Source organism: Micrococcus sp. 63XJN7_6_ISO-PGPR-S23-444, from assembly GCF_058072765.1.
Map to the genome: position 1 here is coordinate 1,970,148 of NZ_CM176516.1, position 17,413 is coordinate 1,987,560.

At 74.2% G+C, this 17,413-nt stretch carries 16 protein-coding genes and 1 riboswitch; of the genes, 6 read left to right on the forward strand and 10 right to left on the reverse strand.

What is annotated here, in order from left to right; genetic code table 11:
* Positions 1 to 18 precede the first annotated feature (18 nt).
* The 5 genes from AC3RJ9_RS09055 to AC3RJ9_RS09075 all read right to left on the reverse strand — a co-directional run bounded on the left by AC3RJ9_RS09055 (position 19) and on the right by AC3RJ9_RS09075 (position 6,371).
* Positions 19 to 726: a GntR family transcriptional regulator gene (locus AC3RJ9_RS09055; RefSeq protein WP_123244345.1), complete on the reverse strand. Its 708-nt coding sequence runs from the start codon at positions 724 to 726 to the stop codon at positions 19 to 21.
* Positions 723 to 2,498, reverse strand: coding sequence for an acetyl/propionyl/methylcrotonyl-CoA carboxylase subunit alpha (locus tag AC3RJ9_RS09060; RefSeq protein ID WP_144869269.1), 1,776 nt, complete (start codon positions 2,496 to 2,498; stop codon positions 723 to 725). Before AC3RJ9_RS09060 ends, AC3RJ9_RS09055 begins: the two co-directional genes overlap by 4 nt.
* Positions 2,495 to 4,255: a 5-oxoprolinase subunit B/C family protein gene (locus AC3RJ9_RS09065; protein WP_144869272.1), complete on the reverse strand. Its 1,761-nt coding sequence runs from the start codon at positions 4,253 to 4,255 to the stop codon at positions 2,495 to 2,497. The genes AC3RJ9_RS09060 and AC3RJ9_RS09065 overlap by 4 nt, the downstream gene beginning before the upstream one ends.
* Positions 4,252 to 5,019 carry a LamB/YcsF family protein gene (locus AC3RJ9_RS09070; RefSeq protein ID WP_060973977.1) on the reverse strand — a complete coding sequence of 256 codons (768 nt, stop codon included), beginning with the start codon at positions 5,017 to 5,019 and terminating at the stop codon, positions 4,252 to 4,254. Before AC3RJ9_RS09070 ends, AC3RJ9_RS09065 begins: the two co-directional genes overlap by 4 nt.
* 200 nt (positions 5,020 to 5,219) lie before the next feature.
* Positions 5,220 to 6,371 carry a glutathione S-transferase family protein gene (locus AC3RJ9_RS09075; protein ID WP_123244315.1) on the reverse strand — a complete coding sequence of 384 codons (1,152 nt, stop codon included), beginning with the start codon at positions 6,369 to 6,371 and terminating at the stop codon, positions 5,220 to 5,222.
* 12 nt (positions 6,372 to 6,383) lie between these two features.
* Here AC3RJ9_RS09075 and AC3RJ9_RS09080 point away from each other — a divergent pair, with 12 nt between their 5' ends.
* Both AC3RJ9_RS09080 and AC3RJ9_RS09085 read left to right on the forward strand, forming a co-directional pair.
* Positions 6,384 to 7,199, forward strand: coding sequence for an MBL fold metallo-hydrolase (locus tag AC3RJ9_RS09080; RefSeq protein ID WP_036338768.1), 816 nt, complete (start codon positions 6,384 to 6,386; stop codon positions 7,197 to 7,199).
* 73 nt (positions 7,200 to 7,272) lie between these two features.
* Complete coding sequence (locus tag AC3RJ9_RS09085) at positions 7,273 to 7,809, forward strand: universal stress protein (protein ID WP_049147497.1); 537 nt, start codon at positions 7,273 to 7,275, stop codon at positions 7,807 to 7,809.
* Positions 7,810 to 7,825: 16 nt separating this feature from the next.
* Here AC3RJ9_RS09085 and AC3RJ9_RS09090 read toward each other — a convergent pair whose 3' ends face one another.
* The gene (locus AC3RJ9_RS09090; RefSeq protein WP_233569953.1) at positions 7,826 to 9,403 is read right to left on the reverse strand and encodes a mechanosensitive ion channel family protein; all 1,578 of its coding nucleotides are present in this window, start codon (positions 9,401 to 9,403) and stop codon (positions 7,826 to 7,828) included.
* A gap of 134 nt (positions 9,404 to 9,537) precedes the next feature.
* Here AC3RJ9_RS09090 and hisD point away from each other — a divergent pair, with 134 nt between their 5' ends.
* Together hisD and AC3RJ9_RS09100 are read left to right on the forward strand one after the other, a co-directional pair.
* The gene (hisD, locus tag AC3RJ9_RS09095; protein WP_123244316.1) at positions 9,538 to 10,854 is read left to right on the forward strand and encodes a histidinol dehydrogenase; all 1,317 of its coding nucleotides are present in this window, start codon (positions 9,538 to 9,540) and stop codon (positions 10,852 to 10,854) included.
* A gap of 10 nt (positions 10,855 to 10,864) precedes the next feature.
* The gene (locus AC3RJ9_RS09100) at positions 10,865 to 11,233 is read left to right on the forward strand and encodes an RNA-binding S4 domain-containing protein (protein WP_095347005.1); all 369 of its coding nucleotides are present in this window, start codon (positions 10,865 to 10,867) and stop codon (positions 11,231 to 11,233) included.
* 47 nt (positions 11,234 to 11,280) lie between these two features.
* Here the strand turns inward: AC3RJ9_RS09100 and AC3RJ9_RS09105 are convergent, their stop codons facing one another.
* Positions 11,281 to 11,895, reverse strand: a complete 615-nt coding sequence (locus AC3RJ9_RS09105; RefSeq protein WP_233569954.1) for a hypothetical protein — start codon at positions 11,893 to 11,895, stop codon at positions 11,281 to 11,283.
* A gap of 193 nt (positions 11,896 to 12,088) precedes the next feature.
* Positions 12,089 to 12,208: riboswitch (SAM riboswitch) on the forward strand.
* A 73-nt stretch (positions 12,209 to 12,281) separates the two neighbouring features.
* On the opposite strand from AC3RJ9_RS09105, the gene AC3RJ9_RS09110 reads away from it, so the two are divergent.
* Both AC3RJ9_RS09110 and AC3RJ9_RS09115 read left to right on the forward strand, forming a co-directional pair.
* A complete protein-coding gene (locus AC3RJ9_RS09110) occupies positions 12,282 to 12,806 on the forward strand; it encodes a flavin reductase family protein (RefSeq protein WP_100058010.1) in 525 nt (174 codons plus the stop codon).
* Between the two features lie 238 nt (positions 12,807 to 13,044).
* Positions 13,045 to 13,248, forward strand: a complete 204-nt coding sequence (locus AC3RJ9_RS09115; RefSeq protein ID WP_020628179.1) for a cold-shock protein — start codon at positions 13,045 to 13,047, stop codon at positions 13,246 to 13,248.
* A gap of 210 nt (positions 13,249 to 13,458) precedes the next feature.
* Here AC3RJ9_RS09115 and AC3RJ9_RS09120 read toward each other — a convergent pair whose 3' ends face one another.
* The 3 genes from AC3RJ9_RS09120 to AC3RJ9_RS09130 form a co-directional block, all read right to left on the reverse strand.
* A complete protein-coding gene (locus tag AC3RJ9_RS09120) occupies positions 13,459 to 14,679 on the reverse strand; it encodes an MFS transporter (protein WP_123244317.1) in 1,221 nt (406 codons plus the stop codon).
* A gap of 116 nt (positions 14,680 to 14,795) precedes the next feature.
* Positions 14,796 to 16,790: an FMN-binding glutamate synthase family protein gene (locus tag AC3RJ9_RS09125; RefSeq protein ID WP_199727634.1), complete on the reverse strand. Its 1,995-nt coding sequence runs from the start codon at positions 16,788 to 16,790 to the stop codon at positions 14,796 to 14,798.
* Between the two features lie 31 nt (positions 16,791 to 16,821).
* On the reverse strand, positions 16,822 to 17,403 hold the full coding sequence (locus tag AC3RJ9_RS09130; RefSeq protein ID WP_002858008.1) for an acyl-CoA thioesterase: 582 nt from the start codon (positions 17,401 to 17,403) through the stop codon (positions 16,822 to 16,824).
* Between the last annotated feature and the right edge of the window lie 10 nt (positions 17,404 to 17,413).

Consider the following 17,413-nt stretch of genomic DNA (forward strand, 5'->3'; position numbering starts at 1 on the left):
CAGGGCCCGGGCAGGCGGTCAGTCCCCCACGGCGGCGAGGTGCGCCAGGACGAACTGCTCCGCCTCGTCCAGGTAGTCGCCGAACATGGCGTGCACCGCGGGGAGGTCGCCGGCCAGCAGCCGCTCCACGATCCACCGGTTGCGGTCCGCGAACTGCACGTGCAGGCGCGTCTGCTCGTCCATGGGGTGGAACGCCAGGCGCACGCGGGCCTGCACCGACGCCATGAGCCGCGTGAGCTCGGGGGCGCCTGCCAGGTCCACGATACCGACGTGGACGCGATGGTTGGCGTCGCCCAGGACCCGCGCGGGGGTGTCCGGGCCGCCCGAGAGCAGGTCCTGGGCACAGCGCAGGTGGCGCGCCGCGCCGGGGGTGAGCTCTCCGTGCTCGAGGGCGCCGAGCTGGATCACCCGACGCGTGCGGTACAGCCCGCGCACGTCCTCCGGACCCGGCGCCGCCACGAACACCCCGCGGTGCGGCCGTCGCTCCACGAGGCCCTCCGAGGCCAGCATGGTGAACGCCTCGCGCAGGCTGTTGCGACTGACCTGGAGCTCGGCGGCCAGCGCCACCTCCCCCAGCCGCTCCCCCGGCACGAGCCCGGCCGCCGCGATCCGCTGCCGCAGCTGCGCGGCCGCGGCCACGGGAGCCGGCGCCGGGGCGGACTCCCCGTCACCGGCGCCGGGCGCGAGGTCGTCCCCGGTGACACCGTCGCGCGTCGGCACCCTCACGCCCCCAGCCGGGCGATCGCCTGGCCGCGCGTCACCGAGGCCGGGGTCTCGGCCACGAGGAGCTGGATCCGGCCCGCACGCGGGGCACGGATCGGCGTCTCCATCTTCATCGCCTCCACGATCGCGACCGTGTCACCCTCGGCCACCTCGGCGCCGTCCTCGACCTTCCACGAGGCCAGGGTGCCGGTGACCGGCGAGGCCACGGCGCCGTCGTCGTCGGGCTTCCCGGCGCCCGCGGCGTCAGCCGGGGCCGCGGCACCCGCACCGCCGCCGCCGAGGAGGGCCGCGTAGAGATCCGCGGGCAGGCCCAGGCGCACGGCGCGGCCGTCCAGCTCCACGGTGACGGAGGTGCGGCCGCCCGCGGGAACCTCGGCGCCCAGGTAGGGGGACTCGGCCAGCGGCTCGGCGAACTCGGACTCGATCCACGTGGTGTAGACGCCGAGGCGGTCCCCCGAGGTGAAGGCGTCCTGCTCGAGCACGGCGCGGTGGAACGGCACCACGGTGGGCACGCCGTCGATGCGCAGCTCGGCCAGGGCGTCGCGGGCGCGGGCGATGGCCTGGGCGCGGTCCTCGCCCCACACGATGAGCTTGGCGAGCAGGGAGTCGTACTCGCCCGGCACCACGGAGCCGGTGCGGACGCCCGAGTCCATGCGGACCCCGGGGCCGGTGGGGGCCTCGAACGCGTCGATCGGGCCGGGCACGGGCAGGAAGCCGTACGCCGGGTCCTCGGCGTTGAGTCGGAACTCGAGGGCGTGGCCGCGCGGGGTCGGGTCCTCGGGGATGCTCAGCGGCTCGCCGGCGGCGATGCGGAACTGCTCGCGCACCAGGTCCACGCCGAAGACCTCCTCGGTCACGGGGTGCTCCACCTGCAGGCGGGTGTTGACCTCCAGGAAGCTGATGAGGCCGTCCGGGGCCACGAGGTACTCGACCGTGCCGGCCCCGGTGTACCCGGCGGCGCGGCAGATCTCGCGGGCGGAGGTGTGGATGCGCTCGCGCTGCTCGTCCGTGAGGAACGGCGCCGGGGCCTCCTCCACGAGCTTCTGGTTGCGGCGCTGCAGGGAGCAGTCGCGGGTGCCGAGCACGGCCACGTGGCCGTGCTCGTCGGCGAGGACCTGGGCCTCCACGTGGCGGGGGCGGTCCAGGAAGCGCTCCACGAAGCACTCGCCGCGGCCGAACGCGGCCACGGCCTCGCGGACGGTCGCCTCGAACGCGTCCTCGACGTCGCCGAGCTCACGCACCACGCGGATGCCGCGGCCGCCGCCGCCGAAGGCCGCCTTGATGGCGATCGGCAGGCCGTGCTCCTCGGCGAACGTGCGCGCGGCGGCGGCGTCCGGCACGGGGCCGTCCGAGCCCGGCACGAGCGGGGCGCCCGCCTGCTGGGCGAGGGAGCGGGCGGTGATCTTGTCCCCGAGGGCGCGGATCGCGTCCGGCGACGGGCCGATCCAGGTCATCCCGGCGTCGATCACGGCCTGCGCGAAGTCGGCGTTCTCGGAGAGGAAGCCGTAGCCCGGGTGCACGGCGTCGGCGCCGGCGCGGCGGGCGACGTCGAGGACCGCGTCGATCCTCAGGTAGGTGTCCGCCGAGGACGCGCCCGGCAGGTGGAAGGCCTCGTCCGCGACGGCCACGTGCAGGGCGTCGGCGTCCGGATCCGAGTAGACGGCGATCGACGCGATGCCGTGGTCGCGGGCGGCGCGGGCCACGCGCACGGCGATCTCGCCGCGGTTGGCGATGAGCACCCGCGTGACGGGGCGGGCGGCGGGGGTGGTGGTCATGCGGGGGTCTCCTCGGAGGGCGATGCGGAGTCGACGACGGTCTCGGCGCCGGGGCGGGGATGGGGGACGAAGCGGACGCGGGCGCCCGGCGGCAGCTGGGCCGCCAGGCTGAGGTCCGCGCGGGCCACGACGCCGATCACCGGGTAGCCGCCGGTGACCGGATGGTCGGAGAGGAACAGGACGGGCTCACCCGAGGGCGGCACCTGCAGCGCGCCGCGCACGGCGCCCTCGGACTTCAGCTCGCCCTCCCGCACGCGCTCGAGCGGCGCGCCGTCGTCGGGGGCCGTGAGGCGCACGCCGATCCGGTCGGTCTGCTGGCTCACGTCCCAGTCCTGCGTGAACAGGCGCTCCAGGCCCGCCTCGCCGAACCAGTCGTCGCGGGGGCCGGGGACCACGCGCAGCACGGCCACCTGGCCGGGCGCGGGCATGGGGCGCAGCGAGGTCTCCGGGTCCCCCACCGTCGCGACGCCGGCCTCCGCCGAGGCGGGGGCGCCGGCGGCGGTCGGGCGCGCGGCGGAGGCGCCGGCGGCGCCCCTCGCATCCGGGCCGACGCGGCGGGCGAGGCGGTCCCCCGCCGTCAGCGGGGCGGGGCCGAGCCCGGACAGGGTGTCGGTCGAGCGGCTGCCGAGCACGGGCGGCACGTCGATCCCGCCCCGGAGGCCCACGTACACGCGCAGGCCGCCGACCGGCTCGTCCACCGTCAGCGTCTGGCCGTCCAGCACGACGAACGGCGTGCGGGCGAGCACCCGGCGCGTGGCGCCGTCGGCCGCGGTGATCGTCCCGCCGGCCTCGGCGCCGGCCAGGGCCATCACCTGGTGGCCGTGCGCGGTGAGGGTGAGGCCGCCCAGGACGGTCTCCAGCACCGCCTCGCGTGAGCGGTTGCCCACGAGCCGGTTCGCCTGGCGTGCCGCGTCCCGGTCGGCCGCGCCGGACGCGACGACGCCGAGGTCGCCCAGGCCCGGGCGGCCCAGGTCCTGGACCAGGGTCAGGAGCCCCGGGTCCACGACGGTGACGCCGCGGCGGCCGGCCACGGACGGGAGGCCGGCCGCGGCGTCGGCGGGCGGGGTGGCGTCGACCGCCGCGTCCGTGCCGGAGGTGACGGACGCCGTCGGGCGCACGGGGACGTAGCGGACACGGTCGCCGGGCTGCAGCAGGGCGGGCTGCTCGCGGCCGAGGTCCCACAGGGCCGCGGTGGTGTGCCCGAGCAGCTGCCAGCCGCCGGGCGAGGTGCGCGGGTAGACGGCGGAGAAGGCCCCGGCGACGGCGACGGCGCCCGCGGGGACGGCCGTGCGGGGCGAGCTGCGGCGGGGCGCCTCGAACGGGGCCGCTTCGGAGGCGCAGTACATGAACCCCGGCGCGAAGCCGCCGAACGCGGCGAACCAGTCGGCCTCGCTGTGGGCCCGGATGACGCCGTCGACGCCGAGCCCGGTGAGCCGGCCGACCTCGGCGAGATCTTCGCCGTCGTAGACCACGGGGATCTCGACGATCCGACCCCCCGTCACCTCACCGGCGTCGGGGGTGAGAGTGCTGACCCGCGGTGCGGCGTGCTCGGCGGCGGCCTGCGAGGTGAAGGTCACCAGGACGGTCGCGGCGGCGGCCATGACCTGGCGCTGGCCGCGCTCCGGGTGGGCCGTGAGGTGGGCGTGGACGGCCATGACGTCCTCGAGCGAGGCGCACTCGACGAGGAAGCCCTGGGTGCCGACCCAGCGGATCGGGCGGGCCGGCGGCTCGGCGGCGGGGTGATATGGGGCGCTCATGCGAAGGCCTTGATGGACACGCCCGCGCCCTCGAGCGCGCGGCGCACGGCCGCGGCCATGGCCACGGCGCCGGGCGTGTCGCCGTGCAGGCAGATGCTCTCGGCGTCGACGCGCACGTCCGTGCCGTCCACCGCCGCGACGACGCCCTCGGTGGCCAGGCGCACCATGCGGGCGGCGACGTCGTCCTCGTCGTGGAGGACCGCGCCGGGCTCGCGGCGGGAGACGAGCGTGCCGTCCGGGTTGTAGCCGCGGTCCGCGAAGGCCTCGGCGACGCCGCGCAGCCCCGCGGCGGCCGCCTTGTCCAGGGCGACGGAGCCGGGCAGGAGCAGCAGCGGGAGGTCGGAGCCGAACGCCCTGACGCCGTCGACGACGGCCTGGGCGTGCGCCTCGTGACGGACGATCGTGTTGTAGAGGGCGCCGTGCGGCTTCACGTAGCGGACCCGGCCGCCGGCCGCGCGGGCGAGCGCGTCGAGGGCGCCGATCTGGTAGAGGACGTCGTCGGCCAGCTCGGTGGGCGTACAGTCCAGGAAGCGGCGGCCGAAGCCGGCGAGGTCGCGGTAGCCCACGTGCGCGCCGATCGTGACGCCGGCGGCGACCGCGTCACGGCAGGTCTGGGCGATCCCCGAGGGATCGCCCGCGTGGAAGCCGCACGCGACGTTGGCGGAGGAGACGGAGGGCATGATGGCGGCGTCGTCCCCCATCGTCCACGAGCCGAAGGACTCGCCGACGTCGGAGTTCAGGTCGATCTGCGGCGCGTGAGACACAGTGCAGTCCTCTCGGATCGGGCCCGGCTGAGGTGCCGGTCACACAATCTTGAGGCATGAAGGATGATTGTTCAACAATCCTCGCCGCGTCCTCCTGGCGCTCACCCGGTCCGCACCCCAACGCGGGTTGAGTTATCGCGGGTGTCCAGCCGCGCCACCCGCGATAACTCAACCCGCGTTGCGGGCCGGGCCGAGCGACGTCACCGCAGCGGCGTGTGCTCCGGGTCCACGCGCTCGCCCTCGCGCACGGGCCCGGGTGCGGTGCCGCCGCCCCACGGGTCCCCGCCGAACGCCTCACGCCCGTGCTCGATCAGCCAGCTCCCCAGCTCCGGGCCCGCGGGCACGATGCGCGTCGGGTTGATGTCCTCGTGCACCACGTAGTAGTGCTCCTTGATCTGCGCGAAGTCGATCGTGTCGCCGAAGCCCGGGGTCTGGAACAGGTCGCGCGCGTAGCCCCACAGCGCCGGCATCTCGGTCAGCCTGTTCCGGTTGCACTTGAAGTGCCCGTGGTACACGGGGTCGAACCGCACCAGCGTGGTGAACAGCCGCACGTCGGCCTCGGTGATCCGCTCCCCCATCAGGAAGCGGCGCGTCGTCAGGCGCTCCTCGAGCCAGTCCATCGCGGTCCACAGCCGCTCGTACGCGGCGTCGTACGCCTCCTGCGAGCCCGCGAAGCCACACCGGTACACGCCGTTGTTCACCTCGGTGAACACGCGCTCGATCACCTCCAACATCTCGTCCCGCTCCGGCCCGGCGTCGGGGATCAGCTGCGGGGCGCCGTCGCGGTGGAACGCGGTCCACTCCGTCGAGAGGTCGAGGGTGATCTGCGGGTAGTCGTTGGTCACGACGCCGCCCGTCGGCACGTCCACGATCGCCGGCACCGTGATGCCCCGCGGGTAGTCCGGGAACCGCTTGAAGTAGTTCTCCTGGAGCCGCTCGGTGCCCAGCACGGGGTCCTTCCCGCCCTCGTCGAGGTCGAAGGTCCAGGACCGCTCGTCGTGGGTCGGCCCCGGGGTGCCCAGCGAGATCGCGTCCTCCAGGCCGAGCAGGCGCCGCACGATGATCGTCCGGTTCGCCCACGGGCACGCCCGCGCCGCCACGAGCCGGTAGCGGCCCGCCTCGACGGGCCACGCCTCGGCCCCCTCGGTGAGCCCGCCGCCCACGCGGCCGACCGTGGACGGCTCGGCCACGGGCAGGGCCCGCACGGCCTCCGGATCCGCCACGATCCGGTCCGCGATGTAGTTCGTGTCCCGCGTGAACTCCGCCCCGGACTGCACGTAGTTGCCCGTGAGCCCCTCGCGCGTGTCGATGGTGCCGCGGTCCGCGGCCTGGCCGGTCTGCTGGTTCTCCATACACTCGAGCCTATGACGACGACCACCGCCACGCCCGGCCCCACGCCCGCCCCGCTGGTGCGCTGCGTGACCGCCCAGAACCCCTCCCCGATGACCCTCGCGGGCACCAACACGTACGTGGTCGCCGCACCGGACTCGGACGCGGCCGTCGTGGTGGACCCGGGCCCGGAGGACGACGTCGCCGCCCACCTCGAGCGCGTGCGTGCGGCGACCGAGGGGCGCCGGATCGCGCTCATCCTGGTGACGCACCGGCACGCCGACCACACCGGCGGGGTGGACGCGTTCCACGCGGCCACGGGCGCGCCCGTGCGCGCCGCGGACCCGGACTGGTGCCGCGGCGGGGCGGCCGTCCTGACGCCGGACGAGCGGATCGACGTCGCCGGCACCCCGGTGCTGGCCTGGCACACCCCGGGCCACACCTCGGACTCCTACTCGTTCGCCGTCCCGGACGCGGGCGCGCACGGCGCGGTCATCACGGGCGACACCATCCTCGGCTCGGGCACCACCATGCTCGACCACCCGGACGGCACCCTCACCGACTATCTGGCCAGCCTGCGCCGCCTCGAGGCGGCGGGCCCGCTCACGGTGCTGCCCGCGCACGGGCCCGTGCCGGAGCCGCTGGACGTCGTCGCCCGCGACTACCGGCACCACCGCGAGGGCCGCCTGGAGCAGATCCGCGCCGCCCTGGCCGCGTTGCCCGAGACCGAGGCGGCGACGATCACGCCCGAGGACCTGGCCCCGCGCATCTACCCCGGCCTCACCGGCACCGTGGCCCGCGTGGCCGTCCAGACGGTGGCCGCGCACCTGCGCCACCTGCGCGAGGGCTGAGCCCCTCCGCCGCGGGCCCGGCCCGCACTACGCTGACCTCAGATCCGTCCCCTCGACCCCGCGGAGGCACCCCATGACCATCCTCGTCGGCTACGCCCCCTCGAAGGCCGCGGACGCCGCTCTGGACACCGCCCTGGACATCGCCCGCTCCACCGGCGAGCACGTGGTGGTGGTCAATGCGGGCCCCGGCGGCGAGCACCGCACCAAGTCCCTCGTCACGGAGGAGCAGCAGCGCGGCGTGCAGGCCCGGTTGGACGCCTCCGGCGTGACGGCCGAGTTCCGTCAGTACGCGCGCGGCCGGTCCACGGTGGAGGAGATGAAGGACGTGGCCGCGGAGCTGGACCCGTCCATCGTGGTCATCGGCGTGCGCCGCCGCGGCGGCTTCGGCCGGTTCGTCATGGGATCGGTCTCGGACGAGCTGCTGCAGGAGATCGATCAGCCGGTGCTGTGCGTGAAGGAGTACCGGCAGTACGGGGACCACACGCCCGAGGCCGTGAGCCACGTCGCCGAGACGGACCCGGCCGCCCACGGCCTGCCCGCGTCCGAGCCGATGGCAGAGCGGCGTCGGCTCACACCCGTCGATTCCGGGGACCCGACGCTCGAGCGCTGAGCGCTCCCGCCGGGCCTCAGTCCTCGTCGTCCTGACGGCGGCGCGTGACGGCGTCGTCGAGGGGGCCGTCCGCGTGGGAGCCGGCGCCGCTGCGCCGCCCGGCCTCGTCCGCCGCCGCGGCCTCCGCCGCCTGCTTGGCCTGCTGGGCGCGCCGCTCGGCGAACGCCTCCTCGCCCGGGCCGGCGAGTTCGCGGTTGCGCTGCACCGCCGTCATCGAGCCGGTGTACAGGCCGGAGTGGTCGCCCACGCGGGTCAGCGGTGTGGTGAGGGTGTGCGGGCGCGGATCGGCGCCGTCGACGCGCGGCAGCGGCGCGGTGCGCGGGCGCGGCTCGCGGGCCGCCACCCCGGAGCCGTCCGGGCCCGGCTCACCCGTCCGGTCGCCACCGCGGGCCCCCGCGTCGGAGCCTTCGGAGGCGGGCGCCGCGTCGTCGTGGGCGGGGTGCCGGACCACCATGCGCTGCACCACGATGCCCTCGGGGTGCTCGTGGCGCAGGAAGGCCACGAGGTCCTCGCGCACGAGGCAGCGCAGGTCCCAGAGGTCGCCGGAGTTGCGGGCGGAGACCACGGCGCGGATGCGCACGACGCCGCCGGTCGCGTCGGTCACCTGCAGCGCGTGCTCGCGCCCGTCCCACAGGTCCGTGGACTCGAGCAGCTGCGCGAGCCGTGCGCGCAGCGCGTCCATCGGCACCCGCCAGTCCACGTCCAGCTCCACGACGCCGGAGACCTCGGTGCCCACGCGCGTCCAGTTCTCGAACGGCTGCGTGGTGAAGTGCGAGGACGGGTAGACCACACGTCGCCCGTCCCAGAGCTTGACCACCACGTTGGACAGGGTGATCTCCTCGACGGTGCCGAACGCGCCCTCCATGTCCACCACGTCGCCCACCCGGATCGCGTCCGTGAAGGCGAGCTGGAAGCCGGCGAACACGTTGGTCAACGTGGACTGCACGGCCAGGCCGGCGATCACCGAGATCACACCGGCGGAGGCGAGCAGACCGGCCCCGAGCGAGCGCACCTCGGGCACCCCCAGCAGGACCACGGCGACGGCCACCACCACGATCACCGCGTTGAGGATGCGCCGGATCAGGATGGTCTGCGTCCGGATGCGTCGCTCGCGGCGGTGCTCGACGCTGGTCTCCTGGTAGCGGCCGAGGATCCCCTTCTCGATCACGCCGACCAGGCGCCACGCGGCCCATGCGCCCGCCGCGGCCACGGCGATGAGCATCAGGAACGACGCCGGCCGGTACCAGGTCTGCTCCTCGGCCATGACCCCGAGCCAGATCCGGGAGGCCAGCAGGCCGGCGGCGACGGCGGCCGGCAGGCTCAGCCGCGCGGCGCCCTGCTGGAATGCGGGGCGGCGCACGAGCACGACGCGTGCCACCTGCAGGGCCAGGTACACGACCGCCGCGCCGATGGCGAACGCCATCAGCACGGTCAGCAGCGTCCCCCATTCCACGCCGAAGGCCCGCGTGGTGGCGGCCGCCCCGTCCTGGATGTCCCCCTCCACCCCGGACGGCACGGTCTCGCCCGCCAGGAGGCGGTCCAGGGCGGTCAGCAGGGGCGGGGTCGCGAGGGCGGGCAGGGTGAGGAGGACCATGACGACAGTCTGACACCCGCCCCCGGACGCACCCCGGAGAAGAGCACAATGGAGCCTGACCGTCCGCGCGGTCCGGGCCCGGCCGTCGTCGCGCCCCGTCCCGCCGGCCCGCCGCCGCCCCTCTGGAGGAATCCATGCTCTCCGTCACCGACCTGCGCCCGCTCGACACCGCCACCGCGGACCTGTCCCGCATCATCCCGCGGGCGAACGTGGACGTGTCCTCCGTGGTGCCGGTGGTCGCCCCGATCATCGAGCAGGTCCGCCACGGTGGCGAGCAGACCCTGCTGGAGCTGGCCGAGCGGTTCGACGGCGTCCGTCCGCCCGCCCTGCGCGTGCCCGCGGAGGCGCGCGAGGCCGCCCTGGCCGGGCTCGACCCGCGGGTGCGCGCGGCGCTGGAGGAGTCGATCCGCCGGGCCCGGCTCGTGCACGCCGCCCAGCACCCCCAGGACTCGACGGTCGAGCTCGGCGAGGGCGCCGTCGTCGAGAACCACTGGCTCCCCGTGGGCCGCGTGGGCCTGTACGTGCCCGGCGGCCGCGCCGTGTACCCCTCCTCGGTGGTGATGAACGTGGTGCCCGCGCAGGCGGCCGGCGTGGGGAGCCTCGCGGTGACCTCGCCCCCGCAGCGGGACCACGGCGGCCTGCCCCACCCCACCGTGCTCGCCGCGTGCGCGCTGCTGGGCGTGGACGAGGTCTACGCGGCCGGCGGCGCCCAGGCCGTGGCCATGCTGGCGCACGGCGTCCAGGACGACGACGGCGGGTGGCTCTGCGCGCCCGTCGACCTGGTGACGGGGCCCGGCAACGTGTACGTGGCCGCCGCGAAGCGCGCCCTGCAGGGCGTGATCGGCGTGGACGCCGAGGCCGGGCCGAGCGAGATCGCCGTGATCGCGGACGGCACCGCCCGCGCCGACTGGGTGGCCGCGGACCTGATCAGCCAGTCCGAGCACGACCCGCTAGCCGCCTCCGTGCTCATCACGGACTCCGAGGACCTGCTCCGGGACGTGCTGGCGGCGATCGAGGCGCAGGTGCCCGGGGCGTTCCACGAGGATCAGATCCGCGAGGCCCTCACCGGCCCCCAGTCCGGCGTGCTGCTGGTGCGGGACATGGACCAGGCCGTGGAGGTCTCCGACCGCTACGCCACCGAGCACCTCGAGATCCAGACGCGCGACCCCGAGGCCCTCGTGGGGCGCATCCGCAACGCTGGCGCCGTGTTCGTGGGCCCGTACGCCCCCGTGCCGCTGGGCGACTACTCGGCCGGGTCCAACCATGTGCTCCCCACCTCGGGGACGGCCCGGCACTCCTCCGGTCTGAACACCGTGACGTTCCTGCGCCTGCAGCAGCGCATCCGCTACACGGAGACCGGGCTCGAGGAGGTCGCGGACGGGATCGGCGTGCTGGCCGAGGACGAGCGCCTGCCCGCGCACGGCGCCGCGATCCGCGCCCGCTTCGCGTGAGGGGGCGGGCGTGAGCGGCGTCCGCATCGACGCGTGGCTGTGGGCCGTGCGGCTGTACAAGACCCGGTCCGCGGCCACTGCGGCCGTGCGCGCAGGCCACGTGCGCATCGACGGCGAGCCCGTGAAGGCGGCGACGCCCGTCGTCGTCGGGAACCGGGTGCGGGTGCGCCAGGACGGAGGCGAGCGGATCCTCGAGGTCACGGGGCTGATCGCCAAGCGGGTGGGCGCCCCCGTGGCCCGGCAGCAGTACGTGGACCACTCCCCGCCGCCCGTGCCGCGTGAGCTGCTCGCGGTGCCGTACCGCGAGCGGGGCGCGGGCCGGCCCACCAAGCGGGACCGCCGGCAGCTGGACGCGCTGCGCGGCCGCGACCGACGCTGAGCGTCTCAGTCCTCCCCGCGCCGTCATCCGCCGTCGTGATGGCGGCCTCATGCGGAGGGTGCGGTCAGCACCATCCGGAACGGCTTGTCATTGTCCACCGTGACGGTGAACGTCATCGGCCCCGCCTCATCCACGGGGGGAGTCGCCGCCGACCAGCCGCCGCACAGCGCCTCCGATCCGGCCATCCAGGTCTTCGTTCCCCCGCCACCCCGTGAGGTCAGGATCTCCGTCTCACCGGTGGCATCCGAAGGACACAACACGATGACCCGAAGGACCGCACCCTGTTGAGCGTCCACGGTGATCTGCTGTGTGCCCGTCCCGACCGCCTCCTCCAGGACGGACTCCTTCTCCGGGTCGAGATGGTCCGCATCCGGATGCCGGCGCGTGTACTCGACCAACGTCATCCCGTCCTCCTCGAACAGCGCGGCGGGGAGTGCTTCTTCACCGGCGGGCGACGACGCGGACGAACCGGTGGCGGAGGCCGACCCGGTTGCCGAGGGGGCCGCTGACGTCGGGGTGACGGAGGACGCCGCAGCGGTGGAAGCATTCGCGGTGGAGGAGACGCTGCCCTGGGAAGCGGAGCATCCCGAAATGGCGGTACCGAGGAGAGCCGCGACGACCACGGCGGTCGACAATGCCGCGAGCTTCTTCTCGATGTCCATCCGCATGATCCGGTCCCTCTCGGAGAACCGACTGCGGGGCCGGAGGCCGCGGTCTCGAGCTCCCCCCTCTCGAGTGGCTTGATCCTGGCCGGCGATGCGCGGTGTGTCAAGCATCACATCGGGCAGCTCGGATGACGCCGCGCGACTGCCGCGCTTTGACCACCCCACGGACCCCTCCGTAGGCTGGCCCCAGAATCACGAGTTCCCGTCATTCACGGCCCTGGCCGGCGGGACGGCAACCCTCTCACGCAGTAGTGGGGTGCTCCAGGTGATGATTCGGCCCCTCGGACACCCCGGCGGGCAAGTACCGCGCCTCCGCGGATCCGGGCGATCCGCGTTCCCGCCGTCTGCGGAGCCGCGTCAGTCATCGGAAGAGGACGCGCGCCATGACCCTGACCCACGAACCCCACACCGCCGCGTGGGACACCGACCTGTCCCTCGGCAACCTCCGTTCCGGCCTCTCGGCCTTCCCCACCGGGGTCGTCGCGCTGGCAGGCCTCGCCGACGGCGTCCCCGAGGTGATGGTCTCCTCCTCCTTCGGCGTGGGCATCTCCTGGGAGCCGGCCCTCGTGTCCTTCTCCGCGCAGAACAGCTCCCGCACCTGGCCGCGCCTGCGCCGGGCCGGGGCGATCGGCGTCTCCCTGCTCGCGGCGGACCAGACGCCGCTGTGCCGCCAGCTGGCCTCCCGCGAGGGCGACCGCTTCGCCGGTCTCGACGTGCACCGCAGCCCGCACGACGCCCTGCTGATCGGGGGCTCCTCGCTCTGGCTCGAGACGCGGGTGCACGCCGAGGTCCCGGCGGGCGACCACACGGTGGTGCTGCTGGAGGTGACGGCCTTGGCGGATCACACGGACGCCGCTCCCCCGGCCGCCCTGCACCGCAATCTCTTCCACGGCCTGCGCGCGCTCTGAGCGAACTCCAGGTGAACAATCGGGCCCCTGGTTCCCGGTCGGCGAGATCCGTGCAATGATGGAGCCTGAAGTTGATCAAGCTGTATCCCGCCATCTTCACTGCTCGTCAGCCCGGCATCGCCGGCGTCGATGAGTGTTGGGCAAGCGGTTCAGTCTCGCCGCTTCACCCGCGTCCCACATCCGGGCCGCGGTCCAACACCGCCACCGCACCGCGGGGGCACATCGAAAGGACACCATCATGGCTGTCGGTACTGTCAAGTGGTTCAACGCTGAGAAGGGCTACGGCTTCATCGCCCCCGAGGACAACTCCGCGGACGTGTTCGTGCACTTCTCCGCCATCCAGGGCGGGGGCTTCAAGGAGCTCCAGGAGAACGACCGCGTCGAGTTCGAGACCCAGGACGGCCCCAAGGGCCTCCAGGCCGCCAACGTGACGAAGCTCTGATCTTCGCCTGACGCACGGCTTCCGACGCCCCCGGTCCGCACGGACCGGGGGCGTCGTCGTGTGTCAGGCGTCCACGCCCCGCCGCGCACTGCGCCGCACTCCGCCGTACGCCCGTTCGACCGCGGCGCTGCGACATCACCGCAGGGCTGCACTGCGGTGATGTCGCTGAGGCGCGGTCCTCCGGGGTGGGCCTCGTCCTGGCCCTGCGCGTCAGGCCACGCCCCGCCGGCCCACGTGGCGACGCAGCAGCAGCACCACGCCCAGGGCCAGCAGATACCCGGCCGCGACGACCGCGAAGCCGGCCCGGTAGTCGCCCGTGACGTCGCGCAGCAGGCCCATCAGCAGCGGGCCCAGGGCGAAGCCGGCGTACATGCCCATCGAGTTCGCCCCGGTCGCACGGCCCAGCCGCTCGGCCGGCACCTCGCTCAACAGGCCCGCGTTGATCACCACGTTGGCGCCCAGCACCGTCAGGCCGTGCACCGCGGCGCCCACCCACAGCAGGGCCGGCAGGTCCAGCAGGTCCGCGGCGAGGAACACCGCGACGCCGGCCACCGCACCCAGGCAGATCACGGCCAGCAGGGTGGTGGGCCGGTCTCCGGAGCTCATCCGCCGGCTCCACCCGATCCGGGAGAGCACCCCCACCACCCCGGACACGGCCGCCGCGGCGCCGCCGGCCACGAGCGTCATTCCCAGCGTCTCGACCGCGAAAAGCGGCAGGTAGGTGTTCGTGGCCTGCATGCCCAGGCCGGTGAGGAACGCGATCGCCGCGAAGAACCAGACCGTGGCCGGCAGGGGCGAGGTGTCCCGCCGTCGTCGCCCGCCGACGGGGCCGGTGGCCGGCGGCGGCGCCCCGGGCAGCGGCGGGGCGGCGACCAGGGCGAGCACCCAGAGCGCCCCGATGAGCACCGCGGCCCCCAGCGCGGCGCCCGTCCAGCCGAGGGCGAGGGACGCGGCCGGGAAGAACAGGCCGCCGACCAGCTGGGCCGCCTGCACGCCGGACTGCTTCACCCCGACCCACCCGATGCGCCTCTCCGGCGGCACCACGGTCCGGATGATCCGGTTCGTGGTGGGGTTGGAGATGGCCTGCGTGACGCCCGCCACGGCGGCCGCCGCGTACAGCACGGGCAGGGACGGGGCGACGGCGCCGAGCACGAGCGCCGCGGCGGTGCCGCCGAAGATGATGCTCAGCTGTGCGCGGGCGGACAGGCGGTCGGCGGCCCGGCCGAGGCCGAGCGAGGTGACGGCGGCCGCCGCGAACACGACCGTCATCACGGTGCCGAGCTGGCCCGAGGTGACGTCGAGCCGCTCCATCACGACCGTGGAGGAGGCGGAGACGCCGTAGTTGAACAGGGGCCCGGCGCCCATCGCCGCCAGCAGCACCCACAGCAGGGCCGCGGAGGGGCGGCGAGCGGCGGGGGCGGGCAGGGTCACGGCCCCAGGCTACGACCCCTCACGCGACGAGGCGGGAAATCTATCTCATGGGCGCCCGGGGGCGTCGTGTGAGGTGGATTTCCCGCCTCGAAAGCGGGGGTGACTGCGGGGGTGGGTCAGCCGACGCGGCCCTCGCCGCGGTGCTCGCCCTCGACGCGGCCGGTGGTCCCCCGCTGGGTGACCTCCTCGCCGTCCTGGCGCTCGGGCCGCTCGCCGGCCTCCGCCGGCAGGCCCTCGTTCTCGTCGGTGGGCGTCTCGCCGGCGGTGGCGGCGGGTGCCGGATCCTGCGGGGCCCGACGACGGCCGCCGTGCGGGGACAGCGACTCACCCTCACCCAACGAGCTGACGCGCGGCATCGGCGACGTCGTCAGCGGCACGGACTCGGTCTGCCGGGCGTCGACCAGCGTGGAGCCCGTCCCGGAGATGGGGGAGCCCTGCACGGGGGCGCCGCCCGCCTCGCGGCCCGGGATCAGCAGCTCGGAGCGCCACTCGGGGTCGCGCTCGGTGAGGTAGTCCACGCGGGCGTGCTCGCCGAAGTGGTCCGCGTCCGCCTCCTCCCAGTCCATGGCCCAGCCGGCGGGCGGGTCGTTGAGCAGCTCGTCCGTGCGCAGCCAGTGGTAGATGGACGCGTACGAGCGGGTGCTCAGGTGGTCCACGCGTCGGCGCAGCATGCGGGTGTTCAGCTGGGACGGATGCGTCAGACCCATGGACGCCATGATCTGCACGGCCTCGCGCACGGTCAGGCGGTGGTAGTTGAAGACGCGGTTGCCCTTGTCCTCCACGTCGAGGGCGCGCATCAGACGCGGGTCCTGCGTGGCCACCCCCACGGGGCACTCGTTCGTGTGGCACTTCTGCGCCTGGATGCACCCGGTGGCCATCATCATCGCGCGGGCGGACATGGTGAAGTCCGCGCCCTGGATCAGACGCCTGACGATGTCCGAACCGGTGGCGACCTTGCCGGCCGCGCCGAGCTTGATCATGTGGCGCAGGCCGGTGCCCACGAGCGCGTTGTGCACGAGCATGAGGCCCTCGGTCAGCGGGGTGCCCACGCGGTCCGAGTACTCGAGCGGGGCGGCGCCGGTGCCGCCCTCGGAGCCGTCCACGATGATGAAGTCGGGGGCGATCCGCTCCTCCCAGATGGCCTTGGTCATGGCCAGCACGTCCACGCGGGAGCCCACGCAGAACTTGATGCCGATCGGCTTGCCGTCCGAGAGCTCACGGAGCTGCTCGACGAACCTGACCATCTCGCGCGGGGTGCGGAACGCGGAGTGGGACGCCGGGGACAGGCAGTCCTTGTCCATCGGGATCTCGCGGGCCTCGGCGATCTCGGGGGAGATCTTCTCCTTGGGCAGCATGCCGCCCAGGCCGGGCTTCGCGCCCTGGGAGATCTTGATGGTGATGCCCTTGACCTCGGGCAGCAGCGCCTTCTCGGCGAACTTCTCCGGGCTGAAGGTGCCGTCCTCGTTGCGGCAGCCGAAGTAGCCGGAGCCGATCTCCCAGAACAGGTCCGCGCCGTTGCCGCGGTGGTACTTGGTGAGGCCGCCCTCGCCGGTCTCGTGGATGAACCCGCCCAGGCCGGCGCCCTTGTTCATGGCGATCACGGCGTTGGCGGAGAGGGAGCCGAAGGACATGGACGAGATGTTCATCAGCGAGATGTCCACGGGCCGGCGGCAGTCCGGGCCGCCGATCCGCACCGTGGGGGGCTCCTCCGGCGGGTTGACCGGGGCGGTGGAGTGCAACAGGAACTCGTAGCCGATCTCCGAGGTGTCCCGCTCGGTGCCGAACGCCTTGTGGCTGTCCAGTCCCTTCGCACGGGCGTAGACGATCGAGCGGGTGTCCCGGTCGAACGGCTTGCCGTCGAAGTTGCGCTCGATGAAGTACTGCTGGATCTCGGGGCGGATCGACTCCAGCAGGTACCGCATGTGGCCGAGCACGGGGTAGTTGCGGAGGATCGCGTGCCGCTTCTGGGTCATGTCCCACACGGCGAGCACGAGCAGCGCCACCAGGAGGACCGCCAGCACCCACCACGCGCCGCCGCCGATGGCGGCCACCAGCACGACGACGAGCGCGGCCAGCGAGAGGGTCGCGACGATCAGGAGTCTGTTGTTCACCCGACCATCGTGCCCTATATCACTCGAACGTTCATCCTCGCTGCACTGTGTCGAAGTCCCACGTGTGGGGCAGGGGCGTCCGGGCCGACGGCAGGGCCACGCTGCGCCGCCACTCGTGCAGCCACTCCGGCAGCGTCGGCTCCCCCGCGAGGTCGTGGCCGGCCGCCGCCGCGATCGCCCGGACCTCGTCGTTCTCTACGGGGCGGCCGTCCTTCTTGCGCAGGCGCGTGCAGATGTACGCGCGCACCGCGACGTCGCCGTCGACCACCACGCGCTGCTCGAACCACACCGCGCGCTCATCCAGGCCGATCATCCGCGTCTCCACGTCGAACCGCTGCCCCAGGGTCACCGAGCGGCGGAACGCGATCTGCTCGGCCTGCACCACGGGCGTCCAGCCGCGACGGCGGATCTCGTCCCACAGGCCGGTGCGGACCATCGCGTCGAAGCGGCCGAGGTCGAACAGCCCGAAGTACTGGCCGTTGTTGACGTGCAGGGCCATGTCCACGTCCGTGGGCAGGGCGCGCATCGGCAACGTCGTCGGCTCCCAGAGTCCGGCGCGCGGGCGGCGGCGGGCGCGGGCGACGACCCAGATCGTGCGGGGGATCAGATGCATCAGAGGTTCC

What these genes read in the sequence shown, in the direction of transcription:
- AC3RJ9_RS09060 (WP_144869269.1), bottom strand. Translation starts at nt 2,498, where the DNA reads ATGACCACCACCCCCGCCGCCCGCCCCGTCACGCGGGTGCTCATCGCC.
- AC3RJ9_RS09065 (WP_144869272.1), bottom strand. Translation starts at nt 4,255, where the DNA reads ATGAGCGCCCCATATCACCCCGCCGCCGAGCCGCCGGCCCGCCCGATC.
- AC3RJ9_RS09075 (WP_123244315.1), bottom strand. Translation starts at nt 6,371, where the DNA reads ATGGAGAACCAGCAGACCGGCCAGGCCGCGGACCGCGGCACCATCGAC.
- AC3RJ9_RS09080 (WP_036338768.1), top strand. Translation starts at nt 6,384, where the DNA reads ATGACGACGACCACCGCCACGCCCGGCCCCACGCCCGCCCCGCTGGTG.
- AC3RJ9_RS09085 (WP_049147497.1), top strand. Translation starts at nt 7,273, where the DNA reads ATGACCATCCTCGTCGGCTACGCCCCCTCGAAGGCCGCGGACGCCGCT.
- AC3RJ9_RS09090 (WP_233569953.1), bottom strand. Translation starts at nt 9,403, where the DNA reads ATGGTCCTCCTCACCCTGCCCGCCCTCGCGACCCCGCCCCTGCTGACC.
- hisD (WP_123244316.1), top strand. Translation starts at nt 9,538, where the DNA reads ATGCTCTCCGTCACCGACCTGCGCCCGCTCGACACCGCCACCGCGGAC.
- AC3RJ9_RS09105 (WP_233569954.1), bottom strand. Translation starts at nt 11,895, where the DNA reads ATGGACATCGAGAAGAAGCTCGCGGCATTGTCGACCGCCGTGGTCGTC.
- AC3RJ9_RS09110 (WP_100058010.1), top strand. Translation starts at nt 12,282, where the DNA reads ATGACCCTGACCCACGAACCCCACACCGCCGCGTGGGACACCGACCTG.
- AC3RJ9_RS09115 (WP_020628179.1), top strand. Translation starts at nt 13,045, where the DNA reads ATGGCTGTCGGTACTGTCAAGTGGTTCAACGCTGAGAAGGGCTACGGC.
- AC3RJ9_RS09130 (WP_002858008.1), bottom strand. Translation starts at nt 17,403, where the DNA reads ATGCATCTGATCCCCCGCACGATCTGGGTCGTCGCCCGCGCCCGCCGC.